The following is an 11,145-nucleotide window of genomic DNA, read 5'->3' on the forward strand; positions in this document are numbered from 1 at the left end:
CACCGCCTGATGCGCTGGGCTCAGATCGCGGGCGCGGGCGATGCGGTGGCCGAGGGCGCAGGTGCCCCGGCGGACGACCCCCGGCTGTCGGAGATCATCGACCATGCCGGGCGCTCCTATGCCCACCGGACATGGCTGCCGCACACCCCCCGCGCCTTCGTCACCGCGCTGCCCGCGCTCGATGCGTTTCCGATGGCGCATTGGGCCCGGCTTTCGGCGCGGCACCTGCGGGGCGGGCGCGGCACGGTGATGGGCTATGGCCAGCCCAAGGGCCTCGCCGCGCTCCGCCGCGCGATCGCCGCGCAGCTGAGCGCCCTCAAGGGGATCAAGTGCCACCCCGACCAGATTTTCGTGACCTCCGGCGCGCAGCACGCCTTTTCGCTCATCGGGCGTCTGCTGCTCGACCCCGGAGACCGCGTGTGGATGGAAAATCCCGGCGCATCGGGGGCGCGCAACGCGCTCTTGTCCGAGGGCGCGGATCTGGTGCCGGTGGCGGTGGACGATCAGGGAATGATCGTCGCGGAGGGGCTGCGCAAGGCGCCGGATTTTCGCCTCGCCTTCGTCACCCCCTCGCATCAGCAGCCGCTGGGGCATGTCATGTCGCTTGGGCGGCGGTTCGAGATGCTGCATGCCGCCGAGTCGGCGCAGGCGCTGATCATCGAGGACGATTACGACGGCGAATTCTACTTCGGCAACGCGCCCAACCCGGCGCTCTACAGCACCGACACGAGCGGGCGGGTGCTGTATGTCGGCACCTTCTCCAAGTCGCTGTTTCCGTCCTTGCGGCTGGGGTTCGTGCTGGTGCCGGAACGCATGGTCGCGGCCTTCGACAGGATGTTCGACACCTGGGTGAGCGGGCCGCCCACCGTGACCCAGGCCATCGTCGCGGATTTCATGGACGAGGGCCATTTCGCCACCCATATCCGCATGATGCGCCGCCTCTACATCGCCCGCTACGAGGCGCTGATGGAGGCGGCCGCGACGCTGCCCGGCACGCTGCGGCTGCAGCCGACCGCCAGCGGTTTTCATACACCCGCCCGCCTCGCCCCCGGCGTGTACGAGCGCGACGTCGTCGAGCAGGCGGCGGCGCGGGGCGTGACGCTGGCTCCCTTGGGGCGGTATTGCCTTGCGCCGGTGGCGCAGGCGGGGCTGGTCTTCGGCTTTGGCTGCGCGACGCCCGAAGAGATCGCGCGCGGCATCGGCATCCTGCGCGACCTGCCCGCGTTGCACTGAAAATTGGTCTGGGTGATTTGTCCGTATTGGATATGAATTACATGCCAATTCTGTCCTAGCCTTTGCGGGACCGCCACAATCCGGGCGGCATTTCGACGGCTGAGACGAGGCACAGGACAGAGCGCATGCGGAGTTCCGGGATCACCCACTCCTCCTACTGGACGGACCTGCCCGACGACCTGCCCGCGCAGGACGGGCCGGTGCCGGACAAGGTCGATGTGCTGATCGTCGGCTCGGGGTATACCGGGCTTTCGGCTGCGATCACCACCGCGCGCGGCGGGCGCTCGACCCTCGTGGTCGAGGCCGGCGTGCCGGCACCGGACGTCGTGGCCGCGGCGAGCTGGCGGGCACGCGCGTTCCTGGGCGCGGACACGCTCACCGAGGGCGCGAGCGCGGACCTCGTGATGTATGGGACGGACCCCCGGGAAGACATCCGCGCGCTCATGGCGCCGGCCGCCGTCGTGCTCCGGGGACAGCGCGTCGCCTGACGAGCCGTTCGGGCCCATCCGTGCCATCTCGTGTCGCGAACCCCTGACGAAAGCCTGAGGGTCGTGCGCGTGCCAGTGACACGGCCGCGGTCGCGGGCAATACTGACCAGGCAGCACTGATCAGGGACCACTGACCAGGTCGTCCTGACCATCGACAGCGATCACCGATGCGCGGCAGCCGCGCGTCGCCACCGATGACACCTGACCCCGGGGAGCCACCGTGACAGCACCGACACTCGAGCAGCGGGCGCGCGCCGCAGGCAGGCGCGGCTGGGCCGACGGTCTCGAGGCCGCGATGTGGCTCGCCGCCGTCGCCGGCATCGCCTTCATGATCACCTCGGGAGGCCTGCTCGCCCAGACGCCGGCCGACTGGTTCTACACGCTCGGCCGGGCGCTGGGCATCGTCGCGGCCGTGCTGATGATGACGCAGGTGCTGCTGGCCTCACGGGCGCCGTGGGTCGAGCGGGCGATCGGTCATGACCGGGCGATCGCCACCCACACGCGCATCGGGAAGATCGCGATCATCCTGATGCTGCTGCACGCGACGGTCATCACGATCATCTCCGCGGGCTACGACGGCCGTGGCGCGGTCGAGCAGTTTCTGACCTGGCCGCAGTTCGGCTGGTTCATGCTGTTCGCGCAGATCGCGCTCGCGACCTTCGTGATCGTGCTGCTCACCTCGCTCACTGCGGTGCGGCTGCGCTGGCGCTACGAGCGGTGGCACGCCGTGCACCTGCTCGTCTACGTGGGCGTCGCCTTCGCGGTGCCGCACCAGTTCCTGGAGGGGTCGTCGTTCCGCAGCGGGGGCGTCGCCTGGTGGTTCTGGGCTGCGCTGTGGACCGTGTCGATCGGATCATTCGTCGTGTTCCGGATCGCGCGCCCGCTGGTGGTGCTCGCTCGCCACGGCCTGACCGTCGAAGCGGTCGACCGGCTGCCGGACGGCTCGACGACCGTGACGATGACCGGTCGCGACCTGGGGCGCCTGCGCGCCCAGTCCGGTCAGTTCTTCCTGTGGCGCTTCCTCGCGCCAGGACTGCGGGGCCAGTCCCACCCGTACTCGCTCTCCGCGGCACCGGGTGACCGGCTGCGGATCACCGTGAAGCCGTCGGGCGACGGCTCCGGCCTCGTGTCGAGCCTCGAGCCAGGCACTCGGGTCCTTGCCGAAGGGCCGCTCGGCGTGTTCACGCACCAGTCTCGCGCGCGCGGCCCGGTAGTGCTCGTCGCCGCCGGCATCGGCGTCACCCCCATCCGCTCGATGCTCGAGTCAGCGCCGGAGGGCGACCAGGTCACGGTGGTGATCCGGGCGCGCTCGCGCGAGGAGGCGCCCCTGCTCGACGAGGTCGAACAGCTGTGCGCGGACTCGGGCGCGACGCTGCACGTGCTGCTGGGCCATCGCGGCGACACCTGGGGAACCCAGGAGCAGCCCGCTCGTTTCAAGGACATGGTGCGCGACCCCGCATCAGTCGACGTGTTCATCTGTGGCCCGCGCGCGTGGGCCCTCGACGTGGAAGCCGATGCGCTGGCTGCCGGGGTCGCGCCCGAGGCCGTGCATCGCGAAGAGTTTGGATGGTGAGTTCATGAAGACATCACGAGCACTGATCGTGGGCGGCGCGTCCGCCGCCATCATCGCGGGTGCGGTGATCGCCGCTCCGTCGCCTCTGAGCTCTGAGAGCGACGCGCTCGCGGACGACGGCACCGCTGAGGACGTCGACACCGGCACTGCGACTACGTCGGACGACGACTGCGAACGCGATATCGACCCCGACAGCAACTCGGGCCGTGGCAACACCGAAGACCCGGTCGAGGAACGCGAGCGCGACGACGATCCGAGCGGCGACGACTGCGTCGTCAGCGACGTGGCCGAGGAGACCGGCAACGACTCCGGCACCGGCGCAGTCGCGGGGGCCGAGGTTGTCGACGGCCCCGTCGTCAGCAACATCCGCGGCGACTACCAGGTGCGCCTGCACATCGAGGGCGGCGTGGTGGTCGACGTCGAGTTCCCGGTCGCAGGAACCTCGGCGTCGGAGTCGCGCCGGATCAACGAGATGGCGCTGCCCGTGCTTGAGGAGCGATTCCTCGAGGCGCAGTCGGCGGACGTCGAGGTGGTCTCGGGCGCGAGCTACACGTCGCCGGCCATGATCGAGTCCGCGGCGGCCGCCTTCGCTGACGCCGGCCTGTGACGGCCGGGTCCGGGCGCTCGTGACCGCGCGCCGCGCCGTCACCGCGATGGCGATGGAATTCGCGCTCGCGGTCGAAGGGGACGTCGACGCGGACGCGCTCGACACCGTCATGGAGCATGTCGAGGCGGATCTGCGCTGGGTCAACGAGGTCTTCTCGACCTACCGCGAAGACTCGTGGGTGATGCGGATCTCCGCGGGTCGAGCGTCGATCCAGGACGCCCCTCCCGCGGTCGCCGAGGTCCTGGATCGGTGCGAGCAGTTCCGCGACGAGACGGACGGCGCGTTCGATGCCCGCACGCCCGATGGCGGCATCGACCCCACGGGCATCGTCAAGACGTGGGCCATGGAGCGCTCGCGGTGGCGGCTGGGACTGCTGGGCGCGAGCGGCCTGCTGTGGGCCTGCGGCGGTGACGTCGCGGTCTCCGGGCGCGGCCCCGTCGACGGCGGCTGGCGGGCAGGGATCGCGGATCCTCGCGAAGCGCCAGGGCCGCAGACCCCCGTGGTGCGCCGGGTCGAGCTCGGGCGCGCCGTGACCGCACTGGCGACGTCCGGCCACGCCCACACCCCCGGCCACGTCTGGGACCCCCGCACCCGCGCATCGGCCGAGCACTTCGCCCAGGTGAGCGTCGCGGGCACCGACCTGGTGGCGTGCGACGCGTGGGCGACCGCGATCCTCGCCGGCGGCGTCGGGTTCGCGACCCCTGAGAACGAGGCGTAAAGACCGGAAACCGACAGATGTCTCGGATCGATTATTTAGAAGTCGTCGACGGCCCTCGCCGGCGGCCGCCGCACGCTCCGGCTGGCGCAGGAGCGCGGGATCGCGGCCCTGGCGCTGCGCGCGGTCGACGGTCGCGTCAAGGCCGGCGCCACCGCGCCGTGGGCGGCTCTCGGCTGAGACTCAGCGCGCGCTGTGACGATCCCGACAGCGGCGATGCACCTGGTGCGGCACTGCGTTAGGGTGACGACCAACAGCATGTCGAGGGGACATCGATGGCACCGATGCGTCTCCTCCGGCGCGTAGGTGCGCTGGGGGCAGCCCTGCTCGTCGCGAGTTGCGCGGCGAGCGGCGACGCCGCGCCCGAAGCTGGGGCGAGTTCCTCCGGTGCCGAGGACGCGACGCTCGCGCTTGCGGTCCATCCCACGATCCCGATCGAGGACGAGGGACTGCGCCAGCTCGCCGCCATGACCGGACCGGTCGGGGACGAGGGCCTCATCGGCTCGGGATGCGCCGCCGAGCCCGAGGCGCCGCTGCCCGACGGCGACTACCTGGGCATCGTCCTCGCCTACTCGACGTCGCTGATCACGATCGACGTCGCGTGCGTCTACGGCCCCGACACGACGCAGTACGCGGCCTTCGCGGAGTCGGAGGACGCCGCGACCCAGGCCTATGCCGTGGTCAACGACGTGGTCGAGGAGCGTCCCGTCCTCATGACTTCGGACACCCGCGTGTACCTCGAGGAGGAGGGCTGGAAGCCCGTGGACGCCGCGGCCGCCGCTCCGACGCTCGACCCCGAGGCCGTTCAGGAGCATCGCTGCGTGTGGGTCCGCGTCGAGGATGGCCGCGCCGTGGCACTGGTCGAGCCCGCGACCATGGGGACCGCCGCGTCGTGAGCGCTGGGGTCGTGGGGACGGGCGTTGCCGCTTGCCCCGCGCATCTGGCACAATAGGTGGCTGGCCGGAGCGGCCCTCTACCCGCATCGGCTATTCGTCTTGCCAGCGACGCCCGTCTGTTTCCCCGGACGGTCCGAGCCGGCTCATACCGAATACACAAGGAGTACAGCCATGGCTGTGAAGATTCGTCTCAAGCGCTTCGGCAAGAAGAAGGCGCCTTTCTACCGTGTGGTCGTCGTGGACGGCCGTGCGAAGCGTGATGGTCGCGCGATCGAGGAGATCGGCAAGTACCACCCGCTGTCCAACCCCTCGCTCATCGAGATCGACGGCGAGCGCGCGCAGTACTGGCTGTCCGTGGGCGCCCAGCCCTCGGAGCAGGTCCAGAAGCTGCTGACGCTGACCGGCGACTGGGGCACCTTCAAGGGCGAGAAGGGTGCCAAGAGCACCGTCGAGACCCCCGCCGGCAAGCTGTCCGCCGAGGACCAGATCAAGGCGACCGCTGACGCCGCCGAGAAGCTCAAGGCTGAGAAGGCCGCCGAGGCGGAGAAGGCCAAGAAGGAGGCCGAGGAGGCCGCCAAGGCCGCCGCTGCCGAGGCTGAGGCTGAGGCCGCCGCCGAAGAGGCTCCCGCGGAGGAGGCCGCCGAGGCTCCCGCCGAGGACGCCGAGGAGAAGTAACGATGGTCGTCGACGCGCTCGAGTTCCTGGTCCGCAGCATCGTCCGCAACCCGGACGACGTCACGGTCAGCGAGCGCACCGGGCGCCGCGGCACCACGCTCAACGTGGTGGTGCACCCCGACGACCTGCCGCGCGTGATCGGCCGCCGTGGCCGCACCGCGACGGCGATCCGCACCGTCGTCGACGCCGTGTCGCGCGAGGACGTCCGGGTCAACATCGTCGACGTCGCCTAGCCGACGTCACAGCGAAGCGCCCCGTGCCTGAGGCACGGGGCGCTTTCGCGTGTGCGGAGGGCCGATGCGCGGGCCGGCGCCCGCGGTGGCTCGCCGTCAGTGGTGGGACAGGAAGTAGCGCGTGGCGCGGGCCGTCGACAGCATGAGGATGATCAGCAGCGCCCAGCCGATGCCGATCGCGGCCGGCACCCACGCGAAGCCGTCGATGGCGATCAGCGCGAACACGTCGGCGCCGATGCGCACGACCATCAGGAGCACGACCAGGAATCGCGACAACCGCGAGCGACGGAACAGGCCGACCGCCACCAGGAGGATCACCAGACCCAGGCCCAGCGACACCCAGCCGTAGATGGTCGCGTCGCTGGCTGTCGTGTCGACCTCGCCCAGCAGCGCGTCGTCGCTGGACACCCACAGCCACACGCCCCCGAGCGCCATCGTCGCCACGCCCATGAGCAGCGCGAGCACCGCCACGAACGCCACTCCAGCCGGCATGTTGCCGATGCCCTGTCTCTCGGCCGTCATCGGATCCTCCATCGTCGGTGCGACATCGTGACCCCACGGTAGCCCTCGAGCGCCCGAAACGCGGGGAGCGTCGCGGCGGGCCGTGCCCTGGCGTCGTGAAGGTGGCCGTGACTCGCGCACGACGACCCCCGTCACCGTTCGGGTGAGCGGAGGTCCTCGTCGCGCCTAGCGACCGCCGGGGCCTCCTCGCGTGCCGCCGCCCATGCCGCCGCCCATGCTTCCGCCCATCATCTGGCCGGTCAGTTCCGTGACCGCTTCGCCGTTGACCGTGACGGTCGCGCCGGTGAGAGTCCCGGACCCGTCGTAGTCGAAGGCGGACTGGCCGGTGATGTCGATGGTGCCGCCGGTGATGGTCAGGTCGCCGTTGCTGTCGATGGCGTCGGTGTCTCCGGAGCCCATCGACACCGCCAGGGTGCCGCCGCTGATCGTGATGCTCAGCCCGCTGGTGACGATGTCCGACGCCGACGCGTTGAGGCCGTCGTCGCTCGCGTTGACGGTGATGTCGCCGCCGTCGATCGCGATCACGGGCGCCTCGATGCCCTCGACGGACTCGGTGACGTCGATGGTGCCGCCGGAGATCACTATCTGCTGCTCGGCCTTGATGGCGTCGTCGCCCGAGCTCACCGTGATGTCGCCGCCGACGATCGTGAGAATGCCTTCGCCCAGGTCGGTGCTGTTCGAGGACTTGATGCCGTCGCCTGTGGCGTCCACCGTGATGTCGCCGCCGGTGATGGTCAGCGTGTCCTTGCCGCGGATGCCGTCATCGACGCTCGTGACGGTGATGGTGCCCTCCTCGATGGTGAGGTCGTCCTTGCCCACGATGCCGTCGGCATAGGTGGCGGTCACGTCGAGCGAGCCCGCCCCGGTGATGATGAGGTCATCCGCGGAGTAGATGGCGCCGTCGATCTCCTCGTCGTCGCGCGTCGACCCGTCGGCCACTGTGTTGGTGCTGCCATCCGCGAGCTCGATGACGGTGAGGTCTGCGCTGTCGACCTGGATCGCGGCGCCGTCGGTGGACGTGATGTCTACGCCATCGAGCACCAGGCGCACCGCTCCGTCCGTGTCGACCACGACCTGGCCGGTCGACGAGCCGGTGAGCACGTAGGTGCCCGCCTCGGTGATGGTGATCCCCGCGTCGGTGAGCGTCACGTCGGTCGTGGGAAGAGCGTCCCAGTCAACGTCGTCATCGCTCGCGACCGTCGCGGTCTCGTCGGTGGTCGTGTCGGTGGACGCGTCGGTGGTCGTGTCGGTCGTCGTCTCGGTCGCAGTCTCCGTGGTGGTCGTGACGGTGTCAGTGGCTCCGGCGCTCGCAGTCGAGTCGCTGACGGTGCATCCGGTGAGGACGAGCGCGCCGGCGAGGAGCGTGGCGGTGATCGCGTGGGGGAGCTTCATGGCGGTCCTTTCGTGGGGGCTATGGAGTCCATCTCACGCGATGTGCCTGGGAGCGGGCTGGGAGTGGGCTGGGGACTTGGCGGGGGTCTGGCGCCCTGCCCCGTACCCTGGTGCCATGAAGCTGACCGTCGCGCGCATCGGCCGCGCCCACGGACTCAAGGGCGAGGTGACGGTCGAGATCCGCACCGACATCCCCGAGGACCGGCTCGTGCCGGGAGAGGCGTACGAGACCGAGCCCGCACAGGCCGGGCCGCTCACCATCGCCGGCGTCAGGACCCAGGCGGGGCGCTGGTACCTGCGCTTCGACGAGATCCGCACCCGCGAGGACGCGGAGGCGGCGCGCGGGGTCGAGCTGGTCATCGACGGCGAGGAGTCCGACGAGGACGAGGCGTGGTTCGTGCACGAACTCGTGGGGCTCGCTGCGGTGCGACCGGACGGCGACGCCATCGGCGAGGTGGTGGACCTCCTGTCCATGCCTGCGCAGGACGTGCTCGTGGTGAAGGAGCCGAACGGCCACCGCGCGATGATCCCGTTCGTGGAGGAGTTCGTGCCGGAGGTCGACCTCGAGGGCGGGCGCGTGGTGCTGACGCCGCCGTATGGGCTGCTGGCGGGCGAGACGCCGGAGGCCACGGGGGAGACGCACTGATGCGGATCGACGTCGTCACGATCTTCCCCGAGTTCTTCGACGTGCTCGACGTGTCGCTGCTGGGCAAGGCGCGCGAGCGCGAGCTGGTGGACGCCCGCGTGCACAACCTGCGCGACTGGACCCACGACATCCACGGCACCGTCGACGATGCGCCGTTCGGCGGCGGCGCCGGCATGGTGATGAAGCCGGACGTGTGGGGCGAGGCGCTCGACGACGTGATGGAGCCCGGCGCCCACCTGGTGCTGCCGAGCCCCGCGGGAACGCCGTTCACACAGGCGACGGCGGCGTCCCTGGCGACCGAGCAGCAGCTCGTGTTCGCCTGCGGGCGCTACGAGGGGATTGACGCGCGGGTGGCCGAGCACTACGCGGCGGCCGGGTATCGCGTCTCCGAGGTGTCGCTGGGTGACTACGTGCTCAACGGAGGAGAGGTCGCGGCCTACGCGATGATCGAGGCGATCACGCGCCTGATCCCGGGGTTCATGGGCAACGCCCAGTCGATCGTCGAGGAGTCGCACTCGGACGGGCTGCTCGAGTACCCGAGCTACACGCGCCCTGCGTCGTGGCGCGGGCTCGAGGTGCCGCCCGTGCTGCTCAGCGGGCACCACGGACGCGTCGCTGAGTGGCGGCGCGAGCAGCAAGTGGAGCGCACGCGCGAGCGCCGGCCGGATCTGCTGGAAGGTGACGCCGGCCCTGTGGCATAATTGCTCTTCGGTGCGCGCGGCGCTCACGCCTGCCACAGGGGGCCGAGCACAGTCCGCGACGCACAACCACCTAGAGATGCCGCAAGGCAGATACCGTGCAGGACCTGTGGCGTGCGCGAGGAGACAGCAGTCATGCAGAAGCTTGACCACATCACCGCGGGCCAGCTCCGCGACGACATCCCGGACTTCCGCGCCGGCGACACCGTGAAGGTCCACGTCAAGGTCATCGAGGGCAACCGCTCGCGTATCCAGGTGTTCCAGGGCGTCGTGCTCGGCCGTCAGGGCCAGGGCATCGGCGAGACCTTCACCGTCCGCAAGATCTCGTTCGGCGTGGGCGTCGAGCGCACCTACCCGGTGCACGCCCCCACGATCGACCACATCGAGCTCGTCAGCCGCGGCGACGTCCGTCGCGCGAAGCTGTACTACCTCCGCGAGCGTCGCGGCAAGGCCGCGCGCATCCGCGAGAAGCGCGAGAGCTGAGATCGCCAGCACTTCGGACGCACCGGCGGACGGCTCCAGGCCGTCCGCCGGTGCTCGTCTGTGGGGCTTCACCAAGGAGCTCCTGGTCATCATCATCAGCGCGCTTGCGCTGTCGCTGCTGCTGAAGACCTTCTTCTTCCAGTCGTTCTGGATCCCGTCGGGGTCGATGGAGACCACGCTGCAGCTGAACGACCGCATCCTCGTCACCAAGTGGCGTCCCGGTCCGCTGGACCTGCGCCGCGGCGACATCGTCGTCTTCAAGGATCCGGGTGGCTGGCTCGCCCCTGTCGACACCTCGGACGACACCGCTCTCGAGTCCGCCGGCAAGACCGTGCTGACCTTCACCGGGCTCCTGCCCGAGGACGCCGGCGAGCACCTCGTCAAGCGTGTCGTGGGCCTGCCTGGCGAGACCGTCGAGTGCTGCGACGCCGAGGGCCGCATCACGATCGACGGCGAGCCCCTCGACGAGACCTACCTCGACCCCGGCGTCGAGCCGTCGCTCACCGAGTTCTCCACGACCGTCCCCGACGGCTACCTCTGGGTCATGGGCGACAACCGCGCGAACAGCGCGGACTCGCGCTCCCACATGGGCAATCCCGGCGGCGGCTCCGTGCCGATCGACTCTGTCGTGGGCACCGCCTTCGCCACCGTGTGGCCCTTCGACCACTTCCACGGCATCGGCAACCCGTACGAGGACCCGGACACGGTCGAGGACTGACCCATGCCCGTGTCCCTCGCCCATGAGGCGGCCCTGTGGGACGCCGGCGCGACCGTGGTCGCGGGCATCGACGAGGTCGGCAGGGGAGCGCTCGCCGGGCCTGTCACCGTGGGCGTGTGCGCCGTGTCGCGGTGCGCGACGTGGCCCGAGGGGCTCGCTGACTCCAAGGAGCTCACCCCCGCCCGGCGCGAGGCGATGGCCGATGCGCTGGCCGGCTTCGGCGGCACCGGTTTCGGTGTGGCGCGCGCGGTCGCGCACGCCTCGCC

The 11,145-nt window shown here is 70.4% G+C and carries 14 protein-coding genes and 1 pseudogene; 13 read left to right on the forward strand and 2 right to left on the reverse strand.

The features are described 5' to 3' along the window. From QZ483_RS09845 to QZ483_RS09880, 8 genes are all read left to right on the forward strand, one after another. Positions 1-1,233 (forward strand): PLP-dependent aminotransferase family protein (locus QZ483_RS09845; RefSeq protein ID WP_297083468.1); only part of this gene is annotated, 1,233 nt, incomplete at its 5' end. 125 nt (positions 1,234-1,358) lie between these two features. Beyond that, positions 1,359-1,721, forward strand: coding sequence for an FAD-dependent oxidoreductase (locus tag QZ483_RS09850; RefSeq protein WP_297083473.1), 363 nt, complete (start codon positions 1,359-1,361; stop codon positions 1,719-1,721). Between the two features lie 220 nt (positions 1,722-1,941). After that, positions 1,942-3,294, forward strand: a complete 1,353-nt coding sequence (locus QZ483_RS09855) for a ferric reductase-like transmembrane domain-containing protein (RefSeq protein WP_297083475.1) — start codon at positions 1,942-1,944, stop codon at positions 3,292-3,294. 4 nt (positions 3,295-3,298) lie between these two features. Further along, on the forward strand, positions 3,299-3,901 hold the full coding sequence (locus QZ483_RS09860) for an FMN-binding protein (RefSeq protein ID WP_297083477.1): 603 nt from the start codon (positions 3,299-3,301) through the stop codon (positions 3,899-3,901). Positions 3,902-3,920: 19 nt separating this feature from the next. Then, on the forward strand, positions 3,921-4,619 hold the full coding sequence (locus QZ483_RS09865) for an FAD:protein FMN transferase (RefSeq protein WP_297083478.1): 699 nt from the start codon (positions 3,921-3,923) through the stop codon (positions 4,617-4,619). Positions 4,620-4,891: 272 nt separating this feature from the next. Further along, positions 4,892-5,512 carry a hypothetical protein gene (locus QZ483_RS09870; RefSeq protein ID WP_297083481.1) on the forward strand — a complete coding sequence of 207 codons (621 nt, stop codon included), beginning with the start codon at positions 4,892-4,894 and terminating at the stop codon, positions 5,510-5,512. 171 nt (positions 5,513-5,683) lie between these two features. After that, positions 5,684-6,187 (forward strand): 30S ribosomal protein S16, encoded by a 504-nt coding sequence (gene rpsP / locus QZ483_RS09875; RefSeq protein ID WP_297083483.1) that lies wholly within the window; start codon positions 5,684-5,686, stop codon positions 6,185-6,187. A 2-nt stretch (positions 6,188-6,189) separates the two neighbouring features. Further along, a complete protein-coding gene (locus tag QZ483_RS09880; protein ID WP_297083486.1) occupies positions 6,190-6,420 on the forward strand; it encodes a KH domain-containing protein in 231 nt (76 codons plus the stop codon). Positions 6,421-6,516: 96 nt separating this feature from the next. Here QZ483_RS09880 and QZ483_RS09885 read toward each other — a convergent pair whose 3' ends face one another. Together QZ483_RS09885 and QZ483_RS09890 are read right to left on the reverse strand one after the other, a co-directional pair. Then, entirely contained in the window at positions 6,517-6,942 is a 426-nt protein-coding gene (locus QZ483_RS09885; protein WP_297083488.1) for a hypothetical protein, read from the reverse strand. A gap of 165 nt (positions 6,943-7,107) precedes the next feature. After that, the gene (locus QZ483_RS09890) at positions 7,108-8,334 is read right to left on the reverse strand and encodes a carbohydrate-binding domain-containing protein (RefSeq protein WP_297083491.1); all 1,227 of its coding nucleotides are present in this window, start codon (positions 8,332-8,334) and stop codon (positions 7,108-7,110) included. 115 nt (positions 8,335-8,449) lie between these two features. Here QZ483_RS09890 and rimM point away from each other — a divergent pair, with 115 nt between their 5' ends. From rimM to QZ483_RS09915, 5 genes and pseudogenes are all read left to right on the forward strand, one after another. Continuing rightward, positions 8,450-8,980, forward strand: coding sequence for a ribosome maturation factor RimM (gene rimM / locus QZ483_RS09895; protein WP_297083493.1), 531 nt, complete (start codon positions 8,450-8,452; stop codon positions 8,978-8,980). Then, positions 8,980-9,681, forward strand: a complete 702-nt coding sequence (gene trmD, locus QZ483_RS09900; RefSeq protein WP_297083495.1) for a tRNA (guanosine(37)-N1)-methyltransferase TrmD — start codon at positions 8,980-8,982, stop codon at positions 9,679-9,681. The genes rimM and trmD overlap by 1 nt, the downstream gene beginning before the upstream one ends. Before the next feature lie 132 nt (positions 9,682-9,813). Further along, positions 9,814-10,161: a 50S ribosomal protein L19 gene (gene rplS / locus QZ483_RS09905; RefSeq protein WP_297083498.1), complete on the forward strand. Its 348-nt coding sequence runs from the start codon at positions 9,814-9,816 to the stop codon at positions 10,159-10,161. An 82-nt stretch (positions 10,162-10,243) separates the two neighbouring features. Beyond that, positions 10,244-10,879 carry a signal peptidase I gene (gene lepB / locus QZ483_RS09910; RefSeq protein ID WP_367117099.1) on the forward strand — a complete coding sequence of 212 codons (636 nt, stop codon included), beginning with the start codon at positions 10,244-10,246 and terminating at the stop codon, positions 10,877-10,879. A 3-nt stretch (positions 10,880-10,882) separates the two neighbouring features. Continuing rightward, a pseudogene (locus QZ483_RS09915) lies at positions 10,883-11,145 on the forward strand (ribonuclease HII); the annotation flags it as partial.

It is taken from the genome of uncultured Demequina sp. (assembly GCF_913055775.1).
Lineage (GTDB): Bacteria > Actinomycetota > Actinomycetes > Actinomycetales > Demequinaceae > Demequina.

What these genes read in the sequence shown, in the direction of transcription:
- QZ483_RS09850 (WP_297083473.1), top strand. Translation starts at nt 1,359, where the DNA reads ATGCGGAGTTCCGGGATCACCCACTCCTCCTACTGGACGGACCTGCCC.
- QZ483_RS09860 (WP_297083477.1), top strand. Translation starts at nt 3,299, where the DNA reads ATGAAGACATCACGAGCACTGATCGTGGGCGGCGCGTCCGCCGCCATC.
- QZ483_RS09870 (WP_297083481.1), top strand. Translation starts at nt 4,892, where the DNA reads ATGGCACCGATGCGTCTCCTCCGGCGCGTAGGTGCGCTGGGGGCAGCC.
- rpsP (WP_297083483.1), top strand. Translation starts at nt 5,684, where the DNA reads ATGGCTGTGAAGATTCGTCTCAAGCGCTTCGGCAAGAAGAAGGCGCCT.
- QZ483_RS09880 (WP_297083486.1), top strand. Translation starts at nt 6,190, where the DNA reads ATGGTCGTCGACGCGCTCGAGTTCCTGGTCCGCAGCATCGTCCGCAAC.
- QZ483_RS09885 (WP_297083488.1), bottom strand. Translation starts at nt 6,942, where the DNA reads ATGACGGCCGAGAGACAGGGCATCGGCAACATGCCGGCTGGAGTGGCG.
- QZ483_RS09890 (WP_297083491.1), bottom strand. Translation starts at nt 8,334, where the DNA reads ATGAAGCTCCCCCACGCGATCACCGCCACGCTCCTCGCCGGCGCGCTC.
- rimM (WP_297083493.1), top strand. Translation starts at nt 8,450, where the DNA reads ATGAAGCTGACCGTCGCGCGCATCGGCCGCGCCCACGGACTCAAGGGC.
- trmD (WP_297083495.1), top strand. Translation starts at nt 8,980, where the DNA reads ATGCGGATCGACGTCGTCACGATCTTCCCCGAGTTCTTCGACGTGCTC.
- rplS (WP_297083498.1), top strand. Translation starts at nt 9,814, where the DNA reads ATGCAGAAGCTTGACCACATCACCGCGGGCCAGCTCCGCGACGACATC.